Origin of the sequence: Rhizobium bangladeshense, assembly GCF_017357245.1 — a bacterium.
GTDB classification, from domain to species: domain Bacteria; phylum Pseudomonadota; class Alphaproteobacteria; order Rhizobiales; family Rhizobiaceae; genus Rhizobium; species Rhizobium bangladeshense.
The window spans coordinates 136,992-163,224 of the sequence record NZ_CP071616.1; the positions used below are offsets into that span (position 1 = coordinate 136,992).

23 protein-coding genes, 1 pseudogene and 1 riboswitch are annotated in these 26,233 nt (G+C 60.1%); of the genes and pseudogenes, 19 read left to right on the forward strand and 5 right to left on the reverse strand.

Annotation, left to right across the window (positions count from 1 at the left end; translation table 11 throughout):
• Positions 1-157: 157 nt before the first annotated feature.
• A complete protein-coding gene (locus tag J2J98_RS28415) occupies positions 158-415 on the forward strand; it encodes a hypothetical protein (protein ID WP_082928146.1) in 258 nt (85 codons plus the stop codon).
• A gap of 325 nt (positions 416-740) precedes the next feature.
• Here J2J98_RS28415 and J2J98_RS28420 read toward each other — a convergent pair whose 3' ends face one another.
• Positions 741-1,118: a hypothetical protein gene (locus J2J98_RS28420; RefSeq protein ID WP_207604156.1), complete on the reverse strand. Its 378-nt coding sequence runs from the start codon at positions 1,116-1,118 to the stop codon at positions 741-743.
• Positions 1,119-1,255: 137 nt separating this feature from the next.
• On the opposite strand from J2J98_RS28420, the gene J2J98_RS28425 reads away from it, so the two are divergent.
• Complete coding sequence (locus tag J2J98_RS28425) at positions 1,256-1,807, forward strand: DUF1003 domain-containing protein (RefSeq protein ID WP_064713042.1); 552 nt, start codon at positions 1,256-1,258, stop codon at positions 1,805-1,807.
• A 550-nt stretch (positions 1,808-2,357) separates the two neighbouring features.
• On the opposite strand, the pseudogene J2J98_RS28430 reads toward J2J98_RS28425, so the two are convergent.
• Positions 2,358-2,639 (reverse strand): annotated as a pseudogene (locus tag J2J98_RS28430) (helix-turn-helix domain-containing protein); the annotation flags it as partial.
• A gap of 441 nt (positions 2,640-3,080) precedes the next feature.
• Positions 3,081-3,190, forward strand: a riboswitch (guanidine-I (ykkC/yxkD leader).
• Positions 3,191-3,265: 75 nt separating this feature from the next.
• On the opposite strand from J2J98_RS28430, the gene J2J98_RS28435 reads away from it, so the two are divergent.
• From J2J98_RS28435 to J2J98_RS28470, 8 genes are all read left to right on the forward strand, one after another.
• A complete protein-coding gene (locus J2J98_RS28435) occupies positions 3,266-4,336 on the forward strand; it encodes a putative urea ABC transporter substrate-binding protein (RefSeq protein WP_207604157.1) in 1,071 nt (356 codons plus the stop codon).
• Between the two features lie 57 nt (positions 4,337-4,393).
• A complete protein-coding gene (locus J2J98_RS28440; protein WP_207604158.1) occupies positions 4,394-5,212 on the forward strand; it encodes an ABC transporter permease in 819 nt (272 codons plus the stop codon).
• Entirely contained in the window at positions 5,209-6,033 is an 825-nt protein-coding gene (locus J2J98_RS28445) for an ABC transporter ATP-binding protein (protein WP_064709218.1), read from the forward strand. Before J2J98_RS28440 ends, J2J98_RS28445 begins: the two co-directional genes overlap by 4 nt.
• The gene (locus tag J2J98_RS28450) at positions 6,030-6,851 is read left to right on the forward strand and encodes an urea amidolyase associated protein UAAP1 (protein WP_207603993.1); all 822 of its coding nucleotides are present in this window, start codon (positions 6,030-6,032) and stop codon (positions 6,849-6,851) included. Before J2J98_RS28445 ends, J2J98_RS28450 begins: the two co-directional genes overlap by 4 nt.
• A 10-nt stretch (positions 6,852-6,861) precedes the next feature.
• A complete protein-coding gene (locus J2J98_RS28455) occupies positions 6,862-7,512 on the forward strand; it encodes an urea amidolyase associated protein UAAP2 (RefSeq protein WP_207603994.1) in 651 nt (216 codons plus the stop codon).
• 2 nt (positions 7,513-7,514) lie between these two features.
• Positions 7,515-11,054, forward strand: a complete 3,540-nt coding sequence (uca, locus tag J2J98_RS28460) for an urea carboxylase (RefSeq protein ID WP_207603995.1) — start codon at positions 7,515-7,517, stop codon at positions 11,052-11,054.
• A gap of 3 nt (positions 11,055-11,057) precedes the next feature.
• A complete protein-coding gene (gene atzF, locus J2J98_RS28465; RefSeq protein ID WP_207603996.1) occupies positions 11,058-12,869 on the forward strand; it encodes an allophanate hydrolase in 1,812 nt (603 codons plus the stop codon).
• A 332-nt stretch (positions 12,870-13,201) separates the two neighbouring features.
• Positions 13,202-13,999, forward strand: a complete 798-nt coding sequence (locus tag J2J98_RS28470) for a creatininase family protein (protein ID WP_064713049.1) — start codon at positions 13,202-13,204, stop codon at positions 13,997-13,999.
• Between the two features lie 20 nt (positions 14,000-14,019).
• Here J2J98_RS28470 and J2J98_RS28475 read toward each other — a convergent pair whose 3' ends face one another.
• Entirely contained in the window at positions 14,020-14,970 is a 951-nt protein-coding gene (locus tag J2J98_RS28475; RefSeq protein WP_138397057.1) for a LysR family transcriptional regulator, read from the reverse strand.
• 182 nt (positions 14,971-15,152) lie between these two features.
• Here J2J98_RS28475 and J2J98_RS28480 point away from each other — a divergent pair, with 182 nt between their 5' ends.
• The 6 genes from J2J98_RS28480 to J2J98_RS28505 all read left to right on the forward strand — a co-directional run bounded on the left by J2J98_RS28480 (position 15,153) and on the right by J2J98_RS28505 (position 21,208).
• A complete protein-coding gene (locus J2J98_RS28480) occupies positions 15,153-16,169 on the forward strand; it encodes an ABC transporter substrate-binding protein (protein WP_207603997.1) in 1,017 nt (338 codons plus the stop codon).
• Positions 16,170-16,239: 70 nt separating this feature from the next.
• Positions 16,240-17,067, forward strand: coding sequence for an ABC transporter ATP-binding protein (locus J2J98_RS28485; RefSeq protein ID WP_138397059.1), 828 nt, complete (start codon positions 16,240-16,242; stop codon positions 17,065-17,067).
• Complete coding sequence (locus tag J2J98_RS28490) at positions 17,064-17,906, forward strand: ABC transporter permease (RefSeq protein WP_207603998.1); 843 nt, start codon at positions 17,064-17,066, stop codon at positions 17,904-17,906. Before J2J98_RS28485 ends, J2J98_RS28490 begins: the two co-directional genes overlap by 4 nt.
• Positions 17,906-19,219, forward strand: a complete 1,314-nt coding sequence (locus tag J2J98_RS28495; protein WP_207603999.1) for a cytosine deaminase — start codon at positions 17,906-17,908, stop codon at positions 19,217-19,219. Before J2J98_RS28490 ends, J2J98_RS28495 begins: the two co-directional genes overlap by 1 nt.
• 1 nt (position 19,220) lies before the next feature.
• The gene (locus tag J2J98_RS28500; RefSeq protein WP_207604000.1) at positions 19,221-20,630 is read left to right on the forward strand and encodes an FAD-binding oxidoreductase; all 1,410 of its coding nucleotides are present in this window, start codon (positions 19,221-19,223) and stop codon (positions 20,628-20,630) included.
• Positions 20,627-21,208, forward strand: coding sequence for an NAD(P)H-dependent oxidoreductase (locus J2J98_RS28505; protein ID WP_064709230.1), 582 nt, complete (start codon positions 20,627-20,629; stop codon positions 21,206-21,208). Before J2J98_RS28500 ends, J2J98_RS28505 begins: the two co-directional genes overlap by 4 nt.
• Before the next feature lie 21 nt (positions 21,209-21,229).
• Here J2J98_RS28505 and J2J98_RS28510 read toward each other — a convergent pair whose 3' ends face one another.
• Positions 21,230-21,619: a RidA family protein gene (locus tag J2J98_RS28510; protein ID WP_064709231.1), complete on the reverse strand. Its 390-nt coding sequence runs from the start codon at positions 21,617-21,619 to the stop codon at positions 21,230-21,232.
• Positions 21,620-22,100: 481 nt separating this feature from the next.
• Here J2J98_RS28510 and J2J98_RS28515 point away from each other — a divergent pair, with 481 nt between their 5' ends.
• The 3 genes from J2J98_RS28515 to J2J98_RS28525 are packed head-to-tail and all read left to right on the forward strand — an operon-like array spanning position 22,101 to position 25,160.
• Positions 22,101-23,399, forward strand: a complete 1,299-nt coding sequence (locus J2J98_RS28515) for a CmpA/NrtA family ABC transporter substrate-binding protein (protein WP_207604001.1) — start codon at positions 22,101-22,103, stop codon at positions 23,397-23,399.
• Between the two features lie 57 nt (positions 23,400-23,456).
• Positions 23,457-24,350, forward strand: coding sequence for a nitrate ABC transporter permease (gene ntrB, locus J2J98_RS28520; protein ID WP_207604002.1), 894 nt, complete (start codon positions 23,457-23,459; stop codon positions 24,348-24,350).
• Between the two features lie 12 nt (positions 24,351-24,362).
• A complete protein-coding gene (locus J2J98_RS28525; RefSeq protein WP_138397065.1) occupies positions 24,363-25,160 on the forward strand; it encodes an ABC transporter ATP-binding protein in 798 nt (265 codons plus the stop codon).
• A gap of 66 nt (positions 25,161-25,226) precedes the next feature.
• Here J2J98_RS28525 and J2J98_RS28530 read toward each other — a convergent pair whose 3' ends face one another.
• On the reverse strand, positions 25,227-25,919 hold the full coding sequence (locus tag J2J98_RS28530) for a GntR family transcriptional regulator (protein WP_207604003.1): 693 nt from the start codon (positions 25,917-25,919) through the stop codon (positions 25,227-25,229).
• Between the last annotated feature and the right edge of the window lie 314 nt (positions 25,920-26,233).

Here is a 26,233-nt window from a genome sequence, read left to right on the forward strand (position 1 = left end):
ACGGTCACTGAGAGCGTGCCGGTCGAGTTGATATGCCAAACTGCAATGGCGTCCGAAAGCAGAAATTTTCATGATGGAGCCCAGCAGTAAGACGTGAGGCTGTGATACAAATACCTGTCAGACGAGAGCACAGACTTATACAAAGCAGGTTGCAACGATGCTGAAAACCGATACCCGCCAAGCGAATTGGCGTCGTGCCAATCCGGGCAAATATGATGCTCACCTTGCTGTGCAGCGAGCAGTGAAGACAGGCGAGTTGGAAAAGCAGACGTGTGAGGTGTGCGGGGTCGAAGCGGTTGATGCCCATCACGATCAATACGACGAGCCTTTGAGGGTGCGGTGGTTATGCCGACGGCATCACACAAGGCTTCACCACTACGGCGAAGACATGTTTCCGATCAGGAACGCATTTTAGATGCCTCCGCGCGCCGCTCCTCAGCATTTTCCGGTGAAGCAGATCACACCTTGCCACCACGCGGCGACTCTCAAATGGTGTCTGCCCGGAGAGAGGGGAGGCTCATGCGAAAACGGGAATTCCTGATCGGCGTGGCCTGGCGGGGATCAGCGCCCTAACCGTACGCAGGCCGAAATCTCGTCGCGAGATTGCTCACTGTCTCATCGCTTTCGAGCCCGAATATCCGAGTTGGAACGATAAACGTTGTGTGGTCTCCAGGAGCATGGAGATATAGGGGCTGTCGGGCGTGTTGCTCATGACCGTTTCGCTGTGATGCGGCCCGTTCTCAATCGGGGAGATGATCCCGGCTATCGGCCTCGGCACATTCGAGACCTAAGATCTCCGCCCAGAATAACCACGCGGGCATGTCGGCGAGGGCGTCCACCGGTTCGATGAAAATGGCGGAAGGGTCATCGAGACATCGCCGCTCTATGGAATGTCTGAAGTGTGCGTCGGCGATCTCATCACCGATCTTGGCACCTCCGATGACATTTTCATCACCAACAAGACCTGGATGGACACTAATCCAGTCGTCGAAACAATCACTTTCGTGAGTAACGGGCACGTCGCGTTCAGCTCGGTCCAGACCGTCCTTGAACCTTTCGGATGCTCGTCCATTGAGAGACATGGATGGAAGCAAAAGGATCGTGATGTGGGACTGCATTGGCCTCTGCGCCACAACCTTGCTCCGGTGGTAAGGCAATCACCGCACCCAATCTTCATCAGCGTCTTACACAGCAAGACCGGAGCCGTCGATCTTCCGCACTTGGCTAACCCAATTTCAATCCCAGGACTTACGCAATGAACGACGACCATCCGGAAAGCAAAAGCCCAACAACGCCGGCCGCGGCAGGATTAACACCCGCCTTAGCCCGCAACATCGAAGCCATCATGCGGCGCCGCCGGCAGAGCCAGAACGCAGCATCTGCTCAGGAGCGTGCTGCTGCTGCGGTCAGCAAGTTTGCGGGTTCAATGTTGTTCGTCTACATTCATATCGTTTTTTATGGCGTCTGGATCATCGCAAATGTGGGATGGATCCCACAGGTGCAACCCTGGGACCCCTCTCTAGTGATCCTTGCGATGGAGGCGTCGGTCGAGGCGATCTTTCTCTCCACGTTTGTCCTGATCAACCAGAACCGAATGGCTGCACAGGACGACATCCGGGCCGACCTCGACCTTCAAGTCAGCTTGTTAAATGAGCACGAAACGACACGCCTGATCGCCATGGTCGAAGCTATTGCAAAGAGGCTCGAAGTCCCGACCGCCGCAGATCATGAAGTCGAAGAGCTCAAAAAAGACATTGCTCCGGAAGCTGTGCTGGATCGCATCCAGGCGGAAGGCGAAGACAAATAAAGCTCGGCTCCGGGCTGATGTTCGGCCGGCACCTGAACTGATGGGGTGGATGCCCCCTTCGGCCTGCGTCAGCTTATGATGTCCGCTCAGCGTCGTGGTGGCGCTCGCGAAGGAGAGGCAGATGACAGCAAGACGTATCCTTGCGATCGACCTTGCAAAACGGAGCTTCCAAGTCTGTGCAACGGATCGCGGCGGGGCGGTGCTATTTAACGGGTTCTTTCTCGAGCTCGATTGCAGCAGTTTTTGAGCGAACAGTCGCCGTGCATCGTCGCGATGGAAGTCTGCGCGACCAGTCGCTTCTGGGGCCGGTTTGCTCAAAATTGTGGTCACGACGTGCGGCTGATTCTCGCTCCTAACGTTGGCATTGACCAGCGCGTCGAGAGGCGAGACTGTCGCATCTCTAACTGGCCCAACTGTCGCCTGATAACCTATTGGCATCTATCGCAAGTCGCACTTCATCGTTGAACCCACCCCGGCTACATGGGGTGTGGCGGTCAGGTTGAAGTGTCCGCCGTTGCGCAAAGTAGAATGTCACTTTGGGCTGCCACACGGCACGCCGAGTCGGGCCGAAATCCGCATAACGTTCACGAACCAGCGTCACCGCATAATCCCGAACACCATCGCTGATCCGGTTGTTCGACGGCCGGCCGATCGCCTTGTGCCGGATCGATGCCGCGCCGGTTGTTCTGATCCTATCCAGCAGCCGCCGCACCTGGCGCTCGCTCAGATCAAGCAAATGTGCCGCCGACACCATCGTCATCCGGCCGGCGATCACCTTCGACAAAACCTCGATCCGCTGCACATCACGCTCGCTCATCGCAATCAGTCCCATCCGCAATCTCCCAGGCCATCAAACGCGGGGAGACTGACATTCCAACTTTGCAGAATCAGGACACTTCAACTTTGCGGCTACATGCGAATCTGGCGTAATCGACATTATGGAACTTGAACTTAGCAGAGCGGCGCTCATCATCGGCGGCTTCATCAGCCGCAGTCGTCTCTGGCGATCCTGTCCATCAACGTCGCGCTCGGGGAGTTTGGGCTTCGAAGGTAAAACCCTTGAATAGGTCACGTCCCCGTAGGCTGAATCGACATCACCGGATAATAATGCGGCTTGCGCTGTGGGTGACCCACCTACAGGCGGCGCGCTTCGCTCTCGTCGCTCAAATATTAAGCAAATGCTACCAAGTGTACACACTGCAAAATAGCCACGGAAACGACGTCAGAAAAATCAACAGCTTGTAAGCTGGCACACCTCTTGCACGTAATTTGCCGAGTTGGTGGCTAGGGTTCCGGCGCATTACACAAGCGCGGCTGGTCCGAGAGCCACCACCGGCGGGGAGAAATCCGTCGGGTGCACGGCGGGACAAAAGCCCGGGAGACCTCGTAAGCCAAGGGATTGGTGGCACGATGGTCATTGCCCGATCCCTTTTGAAGAAAAGCAGAAGGGGAATTTCAATGCAGACTTTTTCGAAGATCGTTTCAACCACAGCCCTGGCGGTATCACTGATGCTGGGGCTCGGTTCCGCAAAGGCGGAACAGAAGACGGATTTCAAGGTCGCCTGGTCTATCTATGTCGGTTGGATGCCCTGGGGCTATGCGGCCGACCATGGCATCGTCAAGAAATGGGCGGACAAATATGGAATCAAGATCGAAGTCACGCAGTTCAACGACTACGTGGAGTCGATGAATCAGTACACGGCCGGCGCCTTTGACGCCGTGACGCTGACCAATATGGACGGCTTATCGATCCCGGCTGCGGGCGGCGTCGATACGACCGCCGTGATCATCGGCGACTTTTCGAACGGCAATGACGCCGTGATCCTGAAAGACAAGGCGAGTCTTGCCGACATAAAGGGCCAGAACGTTAATCTCGTCGAATTCTCCGTCTCGCACTATCTGCTCGCCCGTGCGCTCGAGAGCATCAAGCTGGCGGAGCGCGATGTGAAGGTGGTCAACACGTCTGATGCCGACATGGTCGCGGCGTACAAGACGCCTGACGTCACCGCTGTCGTCACCTGGAACCCGCTGGTCTCCACCATCCTCGAGGATCCCACTGCCAAGAAGGTTTTCGACAGTTCTGAAGTGCCGGGTGAGATCATCGATCTGATGGTCGCCAATAGCGGCGTACTGAAGGACAACCCGAACTTCGGCAAGGCGCTCGCCGGCATCTGGTATGAGACCGCCGCACTGCTGCGCGCCGAGACCGCGGAAGGCAAGGCAGCCCGCGAGGCCATGGGCTCGGCTTCGGGCACCGATCTCGCCGGCTTTGAAGCCCAGCTTGCTGCCACCAAGCTCTTTGACAAGCCCGCTGACGCCGTTGCCTTCACAACCTCACCTAACTTGCCGAAGACCATGGACCTTGTGCGCAACTTCCTCTTCGAGAAGGGACTGCTCGGCAATGGCGCGTCGTCCGCCGACGTCATCGGGATCGAAATGCCCGACGGCAAGATATTGGGCGATACCGGCAATGTGAAGCTGCGCTTCACCGATTCCTACATGAAGGCAGCCGCGGACGGCTCGCTCTGATCGTATTGGACGCGCGGTTCACCCGCGCTCCCTCCCCTTCATCAGCGGAGCATTTCCATGCGTTGGATCAATACGAGGCCGAGCCGCGGCGCGCAGTTCGCCTTGATGCTTCTGCCCTTCGTGCTGCTCGCGTTATCCTATGCCTTCGGCTCGGCCACGCGACTGGCAGAGAACGCCAATGACAAGCTTCTGCCGAGCCTTGCCGGCTTTGCCGATGCGATCAACCGTCTGGCCTTTGTCGCCGACCAGCGCACCGGCGAGTTTCTGCTCTGGTCGGATACGGGCGCGAGCCTGGTCCGCCTGCTCTCCGGCCTCGGCATATCGACGGCGATCGCGCTCGTTATCGGCACGGCAATCGGCATGCTGCCTTATCTCAGATCTCTGCTCGCCCCATTCATCGCCGTCATTTCCATGGTACCGCCGCTGGCGCTGCTGCCGATCCTATTCATTGTCATGGGGCTCGGTGAAACCTCCAAGATCGCCCTGATCGTCATCGGCGTTGCTCCGACGATGATCCGCGATTTGGCGTTGAAGGCGCTGGAATTGCCGCGGGAACAGATCGTCAAGGCCGAGACGCTCGGCGGCTCCTCCTGGCAGATCGGCCTGCGTGTCGTGCTGCCGCAGATCCTGCCGCGGCTGATCACCTGCCTCAGGCTGCAGCTGGGCCCAGCTTGGCTGTTCCTGATCGCGGCCGAGGCGATCTCCTCGGACTCCGGCCTCGGCTACCGCATCTTCCTCGTCCGCCGCTATCTCTCGATGGACATCATCTTTCCCTATGTCGTCTGGATCACCCTGCTCGCGGTGGTCATGAACACCTTGCTCGATCGCCTGCGCATTGCCGTCTTCCCGTGGTCGGAGCTGGAGAAGCAGGCATGAGCGAATTGAAGATCGAAAGGGTCTGGAAGGAGTATGGCGACCAGATCGTTCTCGAAAACGTCTCCCTGACCGTCGCCTCGCGCGCCTTCGTCGCCCTCGTTGGCCCTTCCGGCTGCGGCAAGACCACCTTCCTGCGCATGCTGCTCGGCCAGGAGCAACCGACGAAGGGCAAGATCCTGCTCGACGGCGAGCCGCTGCCGGCGGAGCCGGGGCCGGACCGCGGCGTCGTCTTCCAGCGCTATTCCGTTTTTCCGCACCTCACGGTGCTCGGCAATGTGCTGCTCGGCAAGGAATTTTCCGCTGCGCGTTACAAGGCCAGGCTTTTCGGCGCGGCACGCCGCAACGCCATTGAGGAAGCACGCGAACTGATCTCCGAGGTCGGGCTCGCCGGTTCGGAGAGCAAATATCCCGCGCAGCTTTCCGGGGGCATGCAGCAGCGCCTTGCGCTCGCCCAGGCTCTCATCATGAAGCCGAAGGTGCTGCTGCTGGACGAGCCCTTCGGCGCGCTCGACCCCGGCATTCGCGCCGAAATCCACACACTGATGAAGCGGCTCTGGCATGAAACGCAGATGACCGTCGTCATGGTTACCCATGACATGCGCGAAGCTTTCACGCTCGCAAGCCGGGTCGTGGCCTTCGAACGCCGCCGTGATCGGCCGGAGGAGAAGGAGCGTTACGGCGCCACCATCACCAAGGATATTTCCATCTGGCCGCCGCGCCTTGCCGGCCAGCTATCGATTTTCAGCCCCGACCGGGACGGCCCGGTCGCTTCCCCGGGGCGCAGCCGGGACGACCTGGCATCATCAGGAGAGATGCTATGATGCATGTGAGACGATCGCCCCAAGAAATCGCCGCCAATCGCGCGCGTTACGAGGAACACCAGAAAAAGGGTCTGGAATTCGCGCCCAAGGCCCTGCCCGGCCCAAGCCGGCTGCCGGCGCCGGCCATCGATGCCGCCGCGATCATCCACCAGGAGATCGTTCCGGGCGGCTGGTACTGGTCGACGAGGCTTCTGCGCGGCGAAGCAATCCGCATCGACCAGGGCGAAGGAAATTCCACAGTGGCGCTTGCCGCATGGAATGCCGAGGATACGAGCGAGCGGATCAATCTCGTCGATACCGCCAAGGTCCAGTGGACGACGGCGCTCGGCAAGGGGCGGGTAATCTTTTCCGACATGGGCCGCGTCATGTTCTCGATGATCGAGGACAGTTCCGGCGCCCATGATTGCCTGATGGGCGGCTCGACGGCGGCCTCGAACGCAGCGAAATATCCCGGCGAAAAAACACGCAATACCCGCGACAACCTGATCCTCGTCGCCGTCAAGCTCGGCCTCGACAGGCGCGATATCCCCGGCATCCTCAATCTCTTCGCGCCCGTCCGCCTGTCCGAGGGCGGAAGCTTCGGCTGGCTGGGCAAGCGCTCCAACAGCGGCGATTACGTCGATCTGCGCGCCGAGATGGACATGCTGGTCGGCTTTTCCACTTGTCCGCATCCGCTCGATCCGGATCCGACATACCAGCCGAAGCCTGTTGTCATCACGCGCTATAAGGCGGCGCTTCCGCTTGCCGATGATCTTTGCCGCACGGCAACGGCCGAAGCTGCGCGCGGTTTCGAGAACAACGCCCTGATGCAGGCCTGAGGAGAGAACGATGTCCGATTTCATCCAGACCTCACCTGCCCGCAGCCTGCAGAATGCAACGCAGGAGCATTTCATCGCGGCCGAAGCCCCATGGTCCGGAATCGTGCGCAAGGGTCAGACGATCCGCATCGAGGACAGTTACGGCCAGCAGGCGATCGACACGCTCTTCTACCGCGCCGATGATTTCTCGGAGCGCTATTCCAATCAGGATACGATGCGCATGCAGGGCGCCGCCTATATCGGCATCGACACCAAGATCATGTCGAATGAAGGCAATGTCATGTTGACCATGACGGCCGACAGCTGCGGCCGCCATGATACGTCCGCCGGCGCCTGCTCCTGCGAGAGCAATACGGTGCGTTTTGGCCACGGCACGAAGTACCTTCATGCTTGCCGCGACAATTTCGTGCTCGAAGTTTCGAAACACGGCATGGGCAAGCGCGACATCGTGCCGAACATCAATTTCTTCATGAACGTGCCGATCAAGCCGAATGGCGAGATGACGATCGTCGACGGCATTTCTGCGCCTGGCGATTATGTGGAACTGGTCGCCGAGATGGACGTGCTCTGCGTCATTTCCAACTGCCCTCAGATCAACAATCCCTGCAACGGCTTCGATCCGACGCCGGTCCGGGTGCTGATCTGGGATGGCGAGGACTGAGCATGTTCAAGAAGGTCCTGATCGCCAACCGCGGCGAAATCGCCATCCGGGTCATCAAGACGCTGCGACGGATGGGCATCGCCTCTGTCGCCGTCTATTCCGATGCCGATCGTTTCGCCAAGCCCGCGATGATGGCTGATGAGGCAGTGCGTCTTGGGCCGGCGCCGGCCAGCGAAAGCTATCTCAACGTCGATGCGGTTATCGCGGCCTGCAAGGCGACAGGCGCTGAGGCCGTACATCCCGGCTACGGCTTCCTGTCGGAAAATATCGATTTCGCCGAGCGCCTTGCCGCCGAAGGCATCGCCTTTATCGGCCCGCGGCCCGAGCACCTTTCTGCTTTCGGGCTGAAACATACGGCGCGAGAACTCGCCAAGGCGAGCGGCGTGCCGCTCCTGCCCGGCACGGGTCTGCTATCAAGCGCCGATGAAGCGCTCGTGGCGGCAGAATCTATCGGCTACCCCGTCATGCTGAAAAGCACGGCCGGCGGCGGCGGCATTGGCATGCAGCTCTGCGCCGACGCCGAAAGCCTGAAAGCATCCTTTGAAAGCGTGCAGCGCACCGCACGAGCAAGCTTCGGCGATGCGCGCGTCTATATCGAGCGTTTCGTGGCAGAGGCGCGGCATGTCGAGGTGCAGATCTTCGGCAATGGCAAGGGCGCGGTGATCGCCCTCGGCGAGCGCGACTGCTCGCTGCAACGGCGAAACCAGAAGGTGGTCGAGGAGACCCCCGCCCCCGGACTTTCCGCTGCGACCCGCGCCCGCCTGCACAAGGCGGCCGTCGATCTTGGTGCCGCGGTCTCCTACGAATCCGCCGGCACCGTGGAATTCATCTATGATCCGCTGCGCGAGGAATTCTATTTCCTCGAGGTGAACACCCGTCTGCAAGTCGAACATCCGGTTACCGAAGCTGTTTTCGGCATCGACCTCGTCGAATGGATGATCCGTCAAGCTGCGGGTGAGGATGTGCTCTCGGGCGCTGAAGCCCTGCAGCCGAAAGGAGCGGCAATCGAAGTACGGGTGTATGCCGAAATGCCGCACGCCGATTTCCGACCCAGCGCCGGTCTGCTGACCGAAGTCGTTTTTCCCGATTACGCGCGTATCGACGGCTGGATTGAGAACGGCACTGAGGTGACGCCCTTCTACGACCCGATGCTCGCCAAGGTGATCGTTTCGGCTGAGGATCGTCCGGCGGCGATTGAAAAGCTGAAGGCGGCCCTTGCCGGCACGTCGATATCGGGCATCGAGACCAATCTCGACTATCTCAGCGCCATCGCCAGCTCCGAGCTTCTGGCGAGCGGCAAGGTCGCGACGACGGCGTTGCGCGACTTTTCCTTCGTGCCTGACGTTATCGAAGTCATCGCGCCGGGCGCCCAATCCAGCATTCAGGAACTGCCAGGCCGGCTTGGCCTCTGGCATATCGGCGTGCCGCCGAGCGGCCCAATGGACGAGCGCTCCTTCCGCCACGCCAACCGTCTCGTCGGCAATGGCGACGCGGTCACAGCACTCGAGCTGACAGTGTCCGGCCCGGTGCTGAAATTCCATACCGATATCGTGATTGCCCTTGCCGGCGCCAGAATGACAATGAGCGTCGATGACGAGAAACTGCCGCATGGCGAGGCCATTACCATCCGCGCCGGTCAGATCCTCTCAATCGGCAGCATCGATGGACCTGGGCAGCGCGCATACCTCGCGGTAACAGGCGGTTTTTCCGCCCCCGTCGTACTTGGCTCGCGCGCCACATTCGGGCTCGGCCAGTTCGGCGGCAATGCCACCGGCACGCTGAAGACCGGCCACGTTCTGCATCTCGCACGCCAGGCCGCGGCCGAGCCGCCGATGCCGGCAACGGAGCCAGCGGAACTGACGCGCGAATGGGATGTCGGCCTTGTCTATGGTCCGCATGGGGCGCCTGATTTTTTTCAGGACGGTGATATCGAGACTTTGTTTTCGACGCTCTACGAAGTGCATTTCAACAGCGCCCGCACCGGCGTTCGCCTGATCGGCCCTGCGCCGAAATGGGCGCGCAGCGATGGCGGCGAGGCCGGCCTCCATCCCTCCAACCTGCATGACAATGCCTATGCGATCGGCGCGATCGATTTCACCGGCGACATGCCCATCATCCTTGGGCCGGACGGGCCGAGCCTCGGCGGCTTCGTCTGCCCGGCGGTCATCGCGCGCGACGAACAATGGAAAATGGGCCAGTTCAAGCCGGGTGATCGCATCCGCTTCCATCCTGTCGCGCGACCGGACGATCCGATCGCCGGCCCGGTCGTGCATCGGGCGAAGCAAGAGACGGGCTCGCCTGTCATCGGCAAACGGGACGACGGGCCTGTCTCCGTCGTCTATCGCCGCCAGGGCGATGACAACCTGCTAGTCGAATACGGGCCGATGACGCTCGATATTGCCTTGCGGCTGAGGGTGCATCTTTTGATGCAGGCCGTCTCGCAGGTCCGATTGCCCGGCATCATCGATCTCACGCCCGGCATCCGCTCGCTGCAGATTCATTATGACGGCACGACGCTGACCCGCAAACGCCTGCTCGGTCTGCTCTCTGAGATCGAGGCAAGCCTGCCGGCGGCACAGGATGTCACCGTGCCGAGCCGCATGGTGCATCTGCCGCTTTCCTGGAACGATCCGGATGCGGAACTTGCCATGCGCAAGTATCAGGAACTCGTGCGGCCGAACGCACCCTGGTGCCCTGACAACATCGAGTTCATCCGCCGCATCAATGGCCTGGCGGATGAACAGGCCGTGCGCGACGTTGTCTTCAATGCCAACTATCTCGTGCTTGGCCTTGGGGACGTCTATCTCGGCGCGCCGGTGGCCACACCGGTCGATCCGCGCCACAGGCTGGTGACGACGAAGTACAATCCGGCCCGCACATGGACGCCTGAAAATGCCGTCGGCATTGGCGGAGCCTACATGTGCATCTATGGCATGGAGGGTCCAGGCGGATACCAACTCTTCGGACGCACCATCCAGGTCTGGAATACTTGGCGGCAGACGCCGGTCTTTGCCAGGGGCAAGCCGTGGCTGCTCGACTTTTTCGATCAGATCCGTTTCTTCCCGGTCGACCATAGGGAACTGGCGGAAGCCCGCAGCGCCTTCCCGCACGGGGGCTATCCCGTCCGGATTGAGGAGGCGGAATTCTCATACGCCGCCTATGAGCGGGAATTGCAGGCCAATGCCGCCTCGATCGGGAACTTCAAGACTCGCCAGCAGGCCGCTTTCGATGCCGAACGCCAGCGTTGGAAAGAGGCGGGCCTCGACAGCTTTGTCACCGACGAAGGCTCCAGCGAAGGCCCGGATGGGGACATCCCCGAAGGCTGTTTCGGGGTTGCCAGTGCCGTGCCCGGCAATATCTGGAAACTGCTGGTCGAGCCGGGCGCACCGGTTGCGGCCGGTGACACTCTTGCCATCATCGAATCCATGAAAATGGAAATCAACGTTACCGCACATGCGCCAGGCCGCGTTCGCGACCTGCGCGCCGGCCCCGGACGAAACGTCAAAGCGGGCGATATCATTGTTGTTCTGGAGGAGTGCTGACCCATGCTGCCGACCATTCTTGATTTAACCAGCCTTCGCGCAGCCTATGAGGCAGGCAAAAGCCCGCTCGATATCATCGAGATCGTCATTGCCCGCCGGGCCGCTTCGACGGATCCCGCTGTCTTCATCACGCCGACGCCTGACGAGATATTGCGGGCCGAAGCGCGCGCTCTGACGGAGCGTGCACCGGAGCCGAACAGCCTGCCGCTTTGGGGCATTCCCTTCGCGGTAAAGGACAATATCGACGTGGCGGGCCTGCCGACGACAGCTGCCTGCCCTGCCTTTTCCTACCAGCCGCAGAAGGACGCAACTGTGGTTGCGAGGCTTAGGGCCGCGGGCGCAATCGTCATCGGCAAGACTAATCTCGACCAGTTTGCGACCGGTCTCAACGGTACGCGCTCGCCCTATGGGGCGCCGCGCTCGGTCTTCGACAAGAACTATGTGTCGGGCGGCTCGAGCTCCGGCTCGGCGGTTGCCGTCGCCTCGGGCTTGGCGAGCTTCGCGCTCGGGACGGACACGGCCGGGTCCGGGCGCGTGCCGGCGGCTTTCAACAATCTCGTCGGCATCAAACCGACTCCGGGGCTGGTGCCGAATGTCGGCGTCGTGCCTGCCTGCCGCAGCGTCGATGTCGTCACCGTCTTCGCGCCAACGGTCGGCGACGGCGTTGCCATCCGCAAGGTGATGGAGGGTTACGATGCCGCCGATCCGTTCTCGCGCAAGGCGGTTCCAGCCAACCTGCCTGCCTCCGGCCTGCGGATCGGTGTGCTCGAGGGAGCAGAGCGGGAATTCTTCGGCAACAGGCAAGTCGAAGCCCTATATGACGCCGCGATCGAAAGGGCGCGCGCGCTCGGCGCCACCATCGTTCCCTTCGACTACACGCCGTTCCGGCAGGCGGCTGAACTGCTCTACAACGGCCCCTGGGTCGCCGAACGGCTGGCGGCGGTCAAAGAGTTCCTGGCAACAAATAGCGAAGATTTCGACCCGACAGTGCGGGCGATCATCGAAGGGGCCAGAGCTTATGACGCCGTCGACGCCTTCGAAGGCCGGTACAGGCTGGAGGCGCTGCGGCAGAAAACCCGGTCCAAATGGGAGAAGGTGGACTTCCTGATGCTGCCGACCTCCCCCACAACCTACACCGTCGAAGAGATGCAGGCGGACCCGATCGTCAAAAACAGCCATTTCGGCCGCTATACCAACTTTGCCAACTTGCTCGACTGCGCGGCGATTGCCATTCCCGCCGGCTTTGACGCCAGCGGCCATCTGCCTGCAGGTGTGATGTTGGTGGGGCCTGCCTTCACCGACGATGCGATGGCGCCCTTCGCCGATGCCATGCACCGGGCGGCAGAGACCGGCATGGGTAAGGACCGCAAAGCCGCGCTGCCGGAGGCAAGCCGCGTGATACTTCCAGCCGATGACTTCGTTCCGATCGTGGTCGTCGGCGCGCATCTGACCGATATGCCGCTGAACCATGAGCTGACGCGGGTGGGCGGATACAGGTTGCGAGCAGCCCGAACGGATGGCAGCTACCGGCTCTTTGCCCTCAATGGCACGGTCCCGCCCAAGCCGGGGCTGGTGCGAGATCCGGACTTTTCCGGCAATGGGGTGGAAGTTGAAGTCTGGGCCCTGCCACCGGCAGCATTCGCCCATTTCGTCCAGAACATTCCGGCTCCGCTTGGTGTGGGCAAGATCACCCTCAATGATGGAACTTGCGTAACGGGATTTCTCTGCGAGGGGCATGCGGTGGCCGGTGGACGAGAGATCACCCAGTTCGGCGGCTGGCGCAACTATATCAGGGCAGTCAGCCCGGCGGCCTGAAGGGAGACCGGATGCAAAAGCTCCTGTCAAAGATGATGCAGCTGGTTCTTGCGGGTCTCATTGCCAGGACCGGCGCGATCTGGACGGGCAGGCGATAGGGACGGAGTGCATCTGCCCGCCTTCAGTTCATTTTATTTCTGTGCGTCGGTGTCTGGAACCCGCGCACACTTTGATGCGGCATGCCCTTATTTGTGTCCGCGATGGGCAAAGGCTCCGAAGAGCAACAGGGCTTCACCAGCCTCTAAAAGGCATCGGTATGGGCGTAAATTGATGCTTTTCGCGCGCAATAATTTTCCCTACTCACTGCTTGATAAGCAATGAGAGGTGCGGCGATGGCAATGCCATTCTACTGGAGTGAACTGAACAGCTATGATTTTGCCGGGCTTCCCGCTGACACTACGATCGCCGTGCTTCCCATCGCCTCGACTGAACAGCATGGCCCCCATCTTCCTGTCGCGACCGATGTCGCCATCGCCAACGGCATGCTTGCCGAGTTGCGGAAGCAGAAGCCAGCTGATCTCGATTGTCTGGTGCTTCCGACACAGGAGATCGGCAAGGCCAACGAGCATATCTATGGACCGGGAACGCTGTCGCTCGGCGCCGAACTGCTCATTCAGGTCTGGACCGCGATCGGCGCCAAGGTTGCCGAAGCCGGCATCCGCAAGATGGTGATCGTCAATTCGCATGGCGGCAATGTCGATATCATGAGCATCGTCGCGCGGGAGCTGCGCGTGCGCTACGCGATGGCGGTCGTCTCCACGCAATGGGGTCGCTTCGGCCATCCCCAAGGCATGATCAGCGAACATGAATTGAAATACGGCATCCATGGCGGCGAGGTGGAAACGTCGCTCATGCTCTACTTCCGGCCCGATCTCGTACGGATGGACAAGGCTGAGAATTTCACGTCGAAGGCGGAATGGATGCGCGAGCAATCGAAATACATGCAGCCGCTGCCGCCACATTCGCTCGCCTGGATCGCCCATGACCTCAATCCCCATGGCGTCGTCGGCGACGCATCTCTGGGCACAGCCGAAAAGGGCGAGGCCATTTGCCGCCATCAGGTCAAGGGTTTTGTCGAACTGCTTTACGACCTGAAGAGCTATCCGCTTTCCCATCTTTACGCGAAGTAAAGCCTTGTCCGAACCGTGGCTTATATCGCGACGGACGTATCTGCCGCGATATGACCCTTGGCCTGCAGCTCCTGCACCAGCCCGGCCAGTTCCGCCAGCAGATATTCGACGAATAGGCTAGTGGCGGAATCAAGCGGCGCGCGTGCGCGCGCAAAAAGCTTCATCGGCTGGCGGCGCGCATGCGGCTCCGCGATCGGTCGGAAGACCAATTCGCCCTGCCGGCATTCGGTGATGACATCGAGCGGGTTCAGGATCGTCAGCCCCGCCCCCGACTTGACCAGCTTCTTCAGCATCTCCGAGGCATTGGTTTCGAGCACCGGTTCGACATGCACGTCCAGGCGCGCCAGGGCCAGATTGATCACGTCACGCAGGCTCGTCCCTTGCTGTGCCAGCACAAGCCGCTCCTGGACGATATCCGCCAGGTTGATCGGCCCGGAGCCGATCAGGTGGTGACCGGGCGGCAGAACAACGCCTATAGGAATGTCGAAATTGCCGAGGGTGCGGATGCCGGGCGTTGCCGGAATGTTGAAGCCGAGGCCGATATCCACCTCGCCTGACAGCACCGGATTGACCGTCATCGTGCCGGCGTCATTGCGCAATTGCATGAAGACGCGCGGATGTTCCGACTGGAACCGCGCGATGATTTCCGGCAGCGGCCCTGCCGCAAGGCCAACCGTCGTCACCAGCCTGACCTTGCCCGCCTGCTGCATCTTCAGGCTGCGGATGCGCCCCTCCAGCCGTTCGTAATTCTTCAAGACGTCGCGAATATGTTCGATGCAAAGCTCGCCGGCGGCAGTCAGGCGCAGCCCGCGCGGCAGGCGCTCGAACAGCGGCGCGCCCATTTCCTCCTCCAGCGCGAGAATCTGCCGGTTGATCGCCGAAGACGCCACATTTAGCCGTGCCGCCGCCTTTCGGATCGAGCCCGATCGGGCGATCTCGTTGATATAGAGCAGCTTTCTGGAGTGCAGCATCAGGACCTCGTTGCACAAAAATCAAGCGCGGAGCGTAAATTAGGCACAGGCTTTCGGTGAGATGCCGAAAAGGCATCATTGCGCACGAATTTTGATGCTTTTCAAAGAGCAAAGCAATCGCTCCTATGAAGAAAATCGGACGTCGCCTCAGACGTTGCGAATTCAGAAGGGGAACGTCGATCATGTCCAATATATTGAAGCACAGCGTCTCTTCCGCACTTATAGGTCTTGGCGGAATGTTAGCCTGCATGGCTGGCGCGCATGCAGCCGATAAGGTCAGCTATGGCACCAACTGGCTGGCGCAGGCCGAACATGGCGGGTTCTATCAGGCGGTTGCCGATGGCACCTATGCGAAATACGGCCTCGATGTGACAATCGTCCAGGGAGGCCCCAATGCGGCAAACAGCGCACTGCTGATCTCCGGTAAGATCGATTTTTACATGGGCGGACCGCAGGGCGAGATTTCGGCCGTCGAGCAGGGCATACCGCTCGTCGATGTCGCCGCAATCTTCCAGAAGGATCCGCAGGTGCTAATCGCACATCCCGATGCAGGCATCGAGAAATTCGAAGATCTCGCTAAACTCAAGACGCTGTTTCTCAGCAAGGACGGCTATCTTACCTATTTCGAATGGATGAAGGCGAATTTCAAAGGTTTCAGGGACGAGCAGTACAAGCCCTATAATTTCAGCCCTGCGCCCTTCCTTGCCGACAAGGATTCCGCACAGCAAGGTTATCTCACCTCCGAACCTTATGAGATCCAGAAGCAGGCCGGCTTCGAGCCGAAAGTCTTCCTGCTCGCCGACAACGGCTACTCTCCCTATTCGACGATGATCACCACGACCCAGGCAATGATCGACGCCAAGCCCGATCTCGTCCAGCGCTTCGTCGACGCCTCGATCGAGGGCTGGTACCACTATCTCTACGGCGATAACACCAAGGCCAACGAGCTGATCAAGAAGGACAATCCTGAAATGACGGATGGCCAGATCGCCTATTCCATCGCCAAGATGAAGGAATACGGCATCATCGAATCCGGCGACAGTCTCGACAAGGGCATCGGCTGCCTGACCGAGGCGCATTACAAGGCGTTCTTCGACGAAATGGTTGATATCAAGGTGTTCAAGCCGGAGACGGATTATACCAAGGCCTTCACGACCAAATTCGTCTGCAAGGGCATTGGAATGGCGATGAAGAAGTAAGCCGCACACGCCATCTGCGATCCGCTGCGAACACGGCGGATCACATTCCCCTGCATGAACGAGACAGCCAATGCCCCCAGCAGAAGCTCAGGCACTATCCCCGAAAGAGACGCGCAAGCGGCCGCTGGTCGTCATGCAATCGGTCTCGAAAGCCTTCTCCAGCGGAACCGTGGCCCTTTCGAACATGTCGCTTACCGTGGAAGGCGGTGAGTTCATCAGCCTGCTCGGCCCTTCCGGATGCGGCAAGTCGACGGCGCTGCGGATCATTGCCGGCCTAGGCGACGTCACGTCGGGCGCGATCGACTGGCCGAGTTCGCGCATCAATTCCAAGGGCCTTCCGGAGGGGGATATCGGCTTCGTTTTTCAGGAGCCGACGCTGATGCCCTGGAAGAACGTGTTCGACAATGTTCACCTGCCGCTGAGGCTTCGACATATTTCCAAGAAGGCGGCGCATGATCAGATCATGGAAGCGCTGACCACCGTTGGCCTCGAGGATTTCGCCAGCGCCTACCCGCGCGAGCTTTCCGGCGGCATGAAGATGCGTGTGTCGATCGCTCGCGCGCTGGTGACGAAGCCGAAGCTGCTGCTGATGGACGAGCCCTTCGCGGCTCTCGACGAGATCACCCGCCAGAAGCTGAATGACGACGTGCTCCGGCTTTGGAAGGTGACCGGCATTACCGTCATCTTCGTCACCCATTCGGTCTTCGAATCCGCCTATCTCTCGAACCGCATCGTTGTGATGAAGGCAAGGCCCGGACGCGTGCATGCCGATCTGCCGCTGACAGCCAGCCTGGAACGCGACGCCCATTACCGCACTTCGGAAGAGTATCGCAAAGCCTGCGAGACGGTCTCGCATTCGCTCATCGGCGCGATCAACGCCGCGGGGGATCATCGATGATTGACGAAACGGCCGCCGCACCGCTGCTTGTCAAAACCGCTGCAAGCGTCAGGAGCCGCGATCTGGCGCTGCGCGTCCTGATCCCTTTGCTTGTTATCACGGCGCTGATCCTGATCTGGTATGCCTATGTCAGACTGTCCGGCGTGCCGCCCTATATTCTGCCGGGCCCGGCCGCCGTCGCCAGTGCTTTCGTCACCGACTGGGGTACGCTTGCCCCTGCCCTCTGGGTCACAACCAAGATCACGCTGATGTCGCTGATGCTGGCGCTCGTCGGCGGCGTGGGTTTTGCGATCTTCCTCGTGCAATCGCGCTGGATCGAACTCGCCTTCTATCCGCTCGCGGTCATCCTCCAGGTCACACCCATCGTCGCAATCTCGCCGCTGATCCTTATCTACGCGCCGTCGACGCAGGTGGCGCTGCTGATATGCGCTTTCCTCGTCGCCTTCTTCCCGATCCTTTCGAATATGGTCCAGGGGCTGAAAAGCGTCGACCACAACCTCATCAACCTGTTCGAGCTCTACGGCGCCTCACGCTGGCAGACGCTGCTCTTTCTCAAGCTGCCGGCTGCCCAGCCCTATTTCATGACTGGCCTCAGGATCGGCGGCGGCCTCGCGCTCATTGCCGCCGTCGTCGCGGAATTTGCCGCAGGTTCGGCGGGTGCCGGATCCGGTCTCGCTTTCCGGCTTCTCGAAGCGCAGTACCGGCTCAATATTCCGCGCCTTTTCGCGGCGCTGCTGATGCTCTCTCTGCTCGGCGTGGCGATCTTCGCCGTCACCTCCTTCATTTCCTGGCTTGCCCTGCACCGCTGGCACGAGAGCAGCCTGAAACGGGAAAACTGATGACCTATTCCTTTATATCGCCGCCCAATGCCGGCCGCTTCGTGCTGAGTAATGCGACGCTGCCTGCCGCCGCCGTCACCGGTTATCAGGGGCTTGTTGTCGAGGGGCTCGTCCGGGCCGATATCGTCATCGCCGACGGCATCATTGCCGGTGTATTGCCACCCGGGGAAGCGCCCGTGGAGCTGGCGAAATCCGACCTGAAGGAGGGCATGGTCTGGCCCTGCTTCGCCGATATGCACACGCATCTCGACAAGGGCCACATCTGGCCGCGCAACGCCAATCCGGACGGCACATTCCCGGGAGCTTTGGAAGCCGTGCGCGCCGATCGCGAGGCGCACTGGTCGGCCGCCGACGTGAAGAAGCGCATGGAGTTTTCCCTGCGTTCCGCCTACGCACACGGCACCAGCCTCATTCGAACCCATCTCGATTCCCTTGCGCCGCAGCACCGCATTTCCTTCGAGGTCTTCGCCGAAATGCGCGAGGCCTGGAAGGACAGGATCGCATTGCAGGCCGTGGCGCTGTTTCCGATGGAAAACATGGCGGACGCGGCCTATTTCGCCGATCTCGTCGCGGTGGTCCGCGAAACGGGCGGGCTGATCGGCGGCGTCACCCGGATGAGCGCCGCTCTCGACAGCCAGCTCGACATGCTGTTCAGAACCGCGGCCGATACGGGCCTCGATGTCGATCTTCATGTCGATGAGACGGACGATCCGGCTGCCGAAACCCTAAAGGCGATCACGCAAGCGGTGCTCCGCAACCGCTTCGACGGCAAGGTGACGGCCGGCCATTGCTGCTCACTCGCCCGCCAGGATGAGGAGACGACAAAACGCACGGTCGATCTCGTCGCAGAGGCCGGTATCGCCATCGTCTCGCTGCCGATGTGCAACATGTATCTGCAGGACCGCTATTGCGGCCGGACACCGCGCTGGCGCGGCGTCACCCTGTTCAAGGAACTGGCCGCGGCCGGCGTCGCGACAGCGGTCGCCTCCGACAATACCCGCGATCCCTTCTACGCCTATGGCGATCTCGACCCGGTGGAGGTGTTTCGTGAGGCAGTCCGCATCCTGCATCTCGACCATCCGCTGGATACCGCCGCCCGCGTCGTCACCACCTCACCCGCCGATATTCTCGGCCGGCCGGATGTGGGGCGCATCGCCGTCGGCGCATCGGCCGATCTCGTGCTCTTCAGCGCCAGGCGCTGGAGCGAATTTCTTTCCCGTCCGCAGTCCGACCGCGTCGTGCTTCGCCGCGGCAAGGTAATTGACCGCAGCCTGCCGGACTATCGTGAACTCGACAGCGTCATTGGAGCCTGACATGCCGGATTATCAGACGATCAAAAAGGAACTCGAGGGCATCGCCATCGAAGACAATCCGGCGCTGGTGCGCCAGAAGAGCCGCGATTTCTATTGGTATTCGCCGATACTGAAGGCGCAGCTCGACAATGTGACGGCCGATCTCGTCGTCACGCCGAAAAACGAGGAAGAGGTCATCCGGACGCTGAAGGTTGCCTTCGCGCATGGCGTGCCGGTCACGCCCCGTGGCGGCGGCACCGGCAATTACGGGCAGGCGATGCCGCTCTCCGGCGGCATCGTGCTGAACCTGGCGGCCATGGACAAGATCAAGGAAATCCATCCCGGCCGGGTGATTTGCGAACCGGGCATCATCATTGCCCAGCTCGACAAACAGACCAAGGCCCATTCCGGCCAGGAGCTGCGGTTCCATCCCTCGACGGCTCAGATGGCGACCGTTGGCGGTTTCATCGCCGGCGGCTCCGGCGGCGTCGGCTCGATCACCTGGGGTGGCTTGCGCGATCTCGGCAATATTCTGCGCCTGCGGGTCGTCACCATGGAAGCCGAGCCGCGTGTGCTCGATCTCACCGGCTGGGACCTGCAAAAGGTCAGCCATGCATACGGCACTAACGGCGTCATCACCGAGATCGAAATGCCGCTGGCACCTGCCTATGATTGGGTCGACGTTCTCGTCGGCTATGACGATTTCATGGCATGCGTGCGATTTTCGGACGCGCTTGCCAAATGCAATGGCATTCTCGTCAAAGAGATAGCGCCAATCGCTGCTCCGATCCCTCATGACTACTTCACCCGTCACAAGCCCTATATCCGCAAGGGGCAGTCGGTGGTGGTGCTGATGATCGCACCGCATGCGATGGATGCCTTCCTGGCCTTCACTTCAGCCCACAAGGGCGAAGTGATCTTCCGCTCCGACAAGGTCGAGAGCATGAAGGGCATCCCGCATGCCTACGAACTTGCCTGGAACCACACGACCCTGCGGGCGCTGAAGGTCGATCCGGGCTTTACCTACCTGCAGGTCCAGTATCCGGGCCCGGATCACGTGGCCAAGGTCGCCAAGATGGTGGAGATCTTCGGCGACGAGGTGCCGGGGCATCTCGAATTCATCAAGTTCGACGGGCAGATCCAGTGCTCCGGTCTGCCGCTGGTGCGCTATACCACAGAGGAGCGTCTTGAAGAGATCATCCGAATCCACCAGGATCACGGCTGCCCGATCTTCAATCCGCACCGCTATACGCTGGAGGAAGGCGGCATGAAGCGCACCGACAAGGTACAGCTCGCCTTCAAGCACGAAACCGATCCCAAGGGGCTTCTGAACCCCGGCAAGATGATCGCCTGGGAGAACCCTGACTTCGATTTCAATGCCGGCAAGAACTATCTCTTCCCCGGCCTTGCGAGCGTCATGGAGGCCTCATGAGGGTTCTCGTGCTGCATTCGCATCCGGTGGAGGAAAGCTACGGCAAGGCGCTCTACAAGCAGACTCTGGAAAGCCTGCGCCACGCCGGCCACGACGTGGACGGATGCGATCTCTACGCCGAGAACTTCGATCCCGTTCTTTCCCGGCATGACCGGCTCGCCTATCACGACTATCCCGGCAATACCGAACCGGTGAAATCCTATGTCGAGCGGCTGAAGCGGGCCGAAGGACTGGTGCTGGTGACACCGGTCTGGAACTTCGGTTTCCCGGCGATACTGAAAGGCTATTTCGATCGCGTCTGGCTTCCCGGTGTCTCCTTCGAACTCATTGAGGGCAAGGTGGAATCGCGGCTGCGCCATATAAGACGGCTTGCCGCTGTGCTGACTTATGGAGCAACGCCATTCCGCGCCTTCGCCGCCGGCAACCCGCCAAAGAAGATCGTCAAGCGGGTTTTGAGGGCGCAGATCAATCCGCTACGCCCGGTCACCTTCCTTGCTCATTACGACATGAACAACTGTACGCCTGAAACGCGAGCGCGTTTTCTGGCGAAGGTGAAGACGTCGATGGAAAATTTCTGAAGCGCATCGCGCCACTGGGCATCATAGTATTTTGGCGGCTGTGACTTCGACTTCGACGAGAAATTCCGGCCGTGTGAACCCGCTAACTATGATCAATGTCGAGACCGGCTTCGGGTCCAACGTATACTTGTCGCGCACCGCCATATAGGTTGGGAAATCCTCCCGCTTCGTTACGAACCCGGAAATGCGGATGACGTCCGCAAAACTCATCTGCGCATCTTCAAGAATAGCCTTGATCGCTTCGAAGCACATCTCGGCCTGTTTGCCGATGTCTTCCGGCACGTCATCGTCGAGACCAATGCCGAGCTGACCTGAGGTGACGAGCAGCGAAGCGCCCGGCGGCACAAGCAATCCATGATTATAATTACCGAACGGACGGCGGACCGAGGGCGGATTGAAAATCTTCTTCATCGGCATCTCCTGCTCAAAGCGGAATACGGAGCGTTATTCTAGCTGTTGGATAGCAGGGGCGTGATTGAGTAAATAGCCGGTTTTTCGGTTCCAAGATCGATCGAGTTTCGTTTCGGTCTTCCGCCAGTATAAGCTCACCGCCCATGTGCAGTGCACAAATAGAAAGCTCTTGCTAATGCAGGCGAGACATAAACGCATAAAACATTATCATGTTGCGTCGATGCTCAACAAATAGGCAATGCCTGATTTTCAAACTTCCTGGATAATTTTCAAAGCATTATCCGACTTTTCTGAAATTGGCACGCTGATTGCAGGCCTCCTAAATGCATCGGTCAACGGCGACCGGCGCAGATAGGCGCGGCATAAGCGCTTACGTTAGACACCGACGTCGCAAGGTTTGCCATCGGGACTATCCATCCCGTGGACGCATTCCGGCGGCGTTTTTTTGTGTCCAAATTCAGCCAGCAGAGGGAACCTGCGCATGACAAAGAATTCGAGACCCGGCATCACCCGCCGCAACATTCTCAAGACGACTGCGACGGCCGCCCTCATCGGTGCCGTCAAGACTGCCTTTCCATCCGGCGCGTTCGCAGCTGGGCCCGGCCCTGAAGTGAAAGGCATCAAGCTCGGCTTCATCGCGCTCACGGATTCCGCGCCGCTGATTATCGCTAAGGAGAAAGGCCTTTTCGACAAGTATGGCCTGCCAGAAACCGATGTCGCCAAACAGGCCTCCTGGGGTGCGACCCGTGACAATCTCGTGCTGGGTGGCGCGGCGAACGGTATTGACGGCGCCCATATCCTCTCGCCGCTCCCCTATTTGATGCATACCGGCAAGGTGACGCAGAACAACAAGCGGGTGCCGATGGCGGTCCTCGCCCGGCTCAATCTCGACAGTCAGGGTATTTCCGTCGCCAAGGAATATGCCGAAACCGGCGTCCAGCTCGACGCCTCGAAGCTGAAGGCGGCTTTCGAAAAGAAGAAGGCGGAAGGCAAGGAAATCAAGGCTGCAATGACCTTCCCGGGCGGCACTCATGACCTCTGGATCCGCTACTGGCTCGCTGCCGGCGGCATTGACCCGAACAAGGACGTTTCGACGATCGTCGTGCCGCCGCCCCAAATGGTGGCCAATATGAAGGTCGGCAACATGGACGTCTTCTGTGTGGGCGAACCATGGAACGAGCAGCTCGTCAACCAGGGGATCGGCTTCACCGCCGCCACCACCGGCGAGCTCTGGAAGGGCCACCCTGAAAAGGCGCTGGGGCTGCGCGCCGAATGGATCGAAAAGAACCCCAATGCCGCCAAGGCTCTGCTGATGGCCGTCATGGAAGCGCAGCAATGGTGCGAGAGCATGGACAACAAGGCGGAGATGGCTGAGATTCTCGGCAAGCGCCAATGGTTCAACGTCCCGACCAAGGATGTGCTCGGCCGCCTCAAGGGCGACATCAACTATGGCAACGGTCGCGAGGTCAAAGCAACCGACCTCTACATGAAGTTCTGGAAGGACGGCGCCTCCTACCCGTTCAAGAGCCACGATAGCTGGTTCATGACCGAAAACATCCGTTGGGGAAATCTGCCGGCGACGACGGATATCAAGGCGCTGGTCAACGAGGTGAACCGCGAAGACATCTGGCGCGAGGCTGCCAAGGATCTCGGAATCGCTGCTGCCGACATTCCCGCATCGTCGTCCCGCGGCAAGGAAACCTTCTTCGACGGCAAGGTCTTCGATCCTGAAAATCCCTCCGCCTATCTCGAAAGCCTTTCGATCAAGGCTGTCTCCTGAGCCGTTTCCGGCGCGCGACCAGCGCGCCGGCCCCTTTTTCACGTGAGGAGCGCGTCGATGTCCGCCCTGGCAAATAAACAAAATCCCTCCACGGCCGTCTCCGTTAAGCGGGCGGCAAAGGTCCTGCCGTTTTCGGGCGGGCATGGACCACGGATCGACTTGCACCGTGCGGGTCTGGCCGCATTTCGCAATGTCGTTCCGCCAACCGTCGTACTGGCGCTTCTCCTGCTGGTCTGGCAGGTGCTGTGCTCTTCGGCCGACGCGTCTCTACCCTCCCCGCATCAGGTCTGGCAGGACAGCTATGACCTGATCGCCTATCCCTTCTTCAATTACGGTTCCCAGGATATCGGGCTCGGCTGGCGAGTGCTCGTTTCGCTGCAACGTGTCGCTTACGGCTTCGGGCTAGCGGGGGTGGCCGGCGTCATCATCGGAGCCATCATCGGACAGTCTGTCTGGGCAATGCGCGGCCTCGATCCGATCTTCCAGGTGCTGCGGACGGTTCCGCCGCTCGCCTGGCTGCCGCTCTCGCTCGCAGCCTTCCAGGATTCCAGCCCTTCGGCGATCTTTGTCATCTTCATTACTTCGATCTGGCCCGTCATCATCAATACCGCCGTCGGCGTTCGCAACATTCCGCAGGACTACCGCAACGTCGCTGAGGTGCTGCGCCTCAACCAGTTCGAATTTTTCCTGAAGATAATGCTGCCTTCGGCAGCGCCCTACATCTTCACCGGTCTCAGGATCGGCGTCGGGCTCTCCTGGCTTGCGATCGTCGCGGCAGAAATGCTGACCGGCGGCGTCGGCATCGGCTTCTTCATCTGGGATGCCTGGAACTCGTCGCGTCTTCCGGACATCATCGTGGCGCTGGCCTATATCGGCATCGTCGGCTTTGCCCTCGACAAGCTGGTGGCGGCGCTCGGTAACATCGTCACCCGCGGCGCCATGGCCAATTGAGGAGCGCGACTTATGAACGCCTATCTGAAGCTCGACCGTATCGACAAGCATTTCGACCGCGGCGGTGTGCGCGCCGATGTCCTGAGGGATATTAACCTGACAATTTCCGAGGGCGAGTTCGTTTCGATCATCGGCCATTCGGGCTGCGGCAAGTCCACCTTGCTCAATCTCATTGCCGGTCTGACCCCGGTTTCTGCAGGCGCGGTGCTCCTTGAGGACCGCGAGGTCAACGAGCCGGGTCCGGAACGCGCTGTTGTCTTCCAGAACCACTCGCTCCTGCCTTGGCTGACGGTCTATGAGAACGTCAATCTTGCCGTTTCGAAGGTCTTCAGCAGAACGAAGACCAAGGCCGAGCGGCATGACTGGGTGATGGCCAATCTCGACCTCGTGCAGATGGCCCATGCCAAAGACAAGCGGCCTTCGGAGATATCGGGCGGCATGAAGCAGCGCGTCGGCATTGCCCGCGCGCTTTCAATGGAGCCGAAGATCCTGCTGCTCGACGAGCCGTTCGGCGCCCTCGACGCGCTGACCCGCGCCCATCTTCAGGATGCTGTGATGGAGATCCATAGTCGGCTCGGCAACACGATGGTGATGATCACCCATGATGTCGATGAAGCGGTGCTGCTGTCCGACCGAATCGTGATGATGACCAACGGCCCGGCAGCACGCATCGGCGAAGTGCTCGATGTAACGATTCCTCGTCCCCGCAATCGCATCGACCTTGCCTCTGACCGGACATACCTCAAATGCCGCGAGGCGGTGCTGAAATTCCTTTATGAACGTCACCGCTTTATCGAGGCTGCGGAGTAAGTCGCATATAGCCATGAGGGTTTTGCCGTCGTGGCTTTTCTTCCGGCTGATCCGAGGCGCCGGATTTCAGCCGTCGTGCGCGCCCGGCTCCCCGGCGGTTGCAAACACCGCGCTGGCATCGCTGACCATCTCCACATGGGAGTAAGCCGCCTGCGCAGCGGCAGCGCCATCAGCGCGCATGATCGCGGTCACGATCCGGTCGTGCTCCTCATAGGATTTCGCCAGGCGTCCGGGTAGCCGGAACTGGGCCCGTCGAAAGGGCGCTAGCCGCGCCCGCGTCTGGGTCACCATCTCGAAAACATGATCGTTATGCGCGCCGCGATAAAGGCGGGTGTGAAATTCGGTGTTGTGCGCGGCATATTCCTCTTCCGCGCCGGTATGCACGAGCCTCATCGACGCCTGGTGCTCCAGCTCCAGTGTGCGCCGCTCATCGACCGTCATACGCTCAGCCGAGAGCCTGGCGCAGATCGCTTCAAGTTCCGCCATCGCCTCGAACATTGAATGCAGGTAGGATTCGGTCACGTTGGTGACGACGGCGCTGCGGTTCGGCTCTCGGTCGACCAGCCCCATCGCCCCGAGCTCACGAAGCGCCTCACGTACGGGCGTGCGTGACACGTCAAAACGGGCCGCCAGCGAGACTTCGTCAAGCTTCTCGCCCGGCAGCATCCGCCCCGTGACAATCATGTCGGCAATCGCTCGTACCATCTGTTCGACGGTGGTTCCTGCCCTGATGAGCTCTCTGCGCCTGACTTGCTTCAAGGAATGATTCTGCATTGTTGCGGTTGCATACAGATGCATGCTCGGACAGGCGAAGTCAAATGTCGGCGTATATGTTTGATGTATATAGATAAAAAATGAACTTTCTACTAACGCTTCATATGACACCTCCAGCTGATGGCGTAGGCGCAGGACAATTTTGTAGGCGGTGCATAATTTTTGATCGCATATTGAGATGAAATTGCATGCACCTTTCTTCAGCCGGATGCCTACTTAGAATTTATCTCACAGAATCAATACTCTAAAATCTGGCACGACCATTGCATACACTTTGCTGTATTCAATTGAAAGCGGCT

Coding starts and splice junctions, on each gene's coding strand:
- J2J98_RS28425 (WP_064713042.1), top strand. CDS start 1,256: ATGAACGACGACCATCCGGAAAGCAAAAGCCCAACAACGCCGGCCGCG.
- J2J98_RS28435 (WP_207604157.1), top strand. CDS start 3,266: ATGCAGACTTTTTCGAAGATCGTTTCAACCACAGCCCTGGCGGTATCA.
- J2J98_RS28485 (WP_138397059.1), top strand. CDS start 16,240: ATGCCCCCAGCAGAAGCTCAGGCACTATCCCCGAAAGAGACGCGCAAG.
- J2J98_RS28445 (WP_064709218.1), top strand. CDS start 5,209: ATGAGCGAATTGAAGATCGAAAGGGTCTGGAAGGAGTATGGCGACCAG.
- ntrB (WP_207604002.1), top strand. CDS start 23,457: ATGTCCGCCCTGGCAAATAAACAAAATCCCTCCACGGCCGTCTCCGTT.
- J2J98_RS28490 (WP_207603998.1), top strand. CDS start 17,064: ATGATTGACGAAACGGCCGCCGCACCGCTGCTTGTCAAAACCGCTGCA.
- J2J98_RS28525 (WP_138397065.1), top strand. CDS start 24,363: ATGAACGCCTATCTGAAGCTCGACCGTATCGACAAGCATTTCGACCGC.
- J2J98_RS28515 (WP_207604001.1), top strand. CDS start 22,101: ATGACAAAGAATTCGAGACCCGGCATCACCCGCCGCAACATTCTCAAG.
- J2J98_RS28500 (WP_207604000.1), top strand. CDS start 19,221: ATGCCGGATTATCAGACGATCAAAAAGGAACTCGAGGGCATCGCCATC.
- J2J98_RS28455 (WP_207603994.1), top strand. CDS start 6,862: ATGTCCGATTTCATCCAGACCTCACCTGCCCGCAGCCTGCAGAATGCA.
- J2J98_RS28510 (WP_064709231.1), bottom strand. CDS start 21,619: ATGAAGAAGATTTTCAATCCGCCCTCGGTCCGCCGTCCGTTCGGTAAT.
- J2J98_RS28450 (WP_207603993.1), top strand. CDS start 6,030: ATGATGCATGTGAGACGATCGCCCCAAGAAATCGCCGCCAATCGCGCG.
- J2J98_RS28480 (WP_207603997.1), top strand. CDS start 15,153: ATGTCCAATATATTGAAGCACAGCGTCTCTTCCGCACTTATAGGTCTT.
- atzF (WP_207603996.1), top strand. CDS start 11,058: ATGCTGCCGACCATTCTTGATTTAACCAGCCTTCGCGCAGCCTATGAG.
- J2J98_RS28470 (WP_064713049.1), top strand. CDS start 13,202: ATGGCAATGCCATTCTACTGGAGTGAACTGAACAGCTATGATTTTGCC.
- J2J98_RS28505 (WP_064709230.1), top strand. CDS start 20,627: ATGAGGGTTCTCGTGCTGCATTCGCATCCGGTGGAGGAAAGCTACGGC.
- J2J98_RS28420 (WP_207604156.1), bottom strand. CDS start 1,118: ATGCAGTCCCACATCACGATCCTTTTGCTTCCATCCATGTCTCTCAAT.
- J2J98_RS28495 (WP_207603999.1), top strand. CDS start 17,906: ATGACCTATTCCTTTATATCGCCGCCCAATGCCGGCCGCTTCGTGCTG.
- J2J98_RS28415 (WP_082928146.1), top strand. CDS start 158: ATGCTGAAAACCGATACCCGCCAAGCGAATTGGCGTCGTGCCAATCCG.
- J2J98_RS28475 (WP_138397057.1), bottom strand. CDS start 14,970: ATGCTGCACTCCAGAAAGCTGCTCTATATCAACGAGATCGCCCGATCG.
- J2J98_RS28440 (WP_207604158.1), top strand. CDS start 4,394: ATGCGTTGGATCAATACGAGGCCGAGCCGCGGCGCGCAGTTCGCCTTG.
- uca (WP_207603995.1), top strand. CDS start 7,515: ATGTTCAAGAAGGTCCTGATCGCCAACCGCGGCGAAATCGCCATCCGG.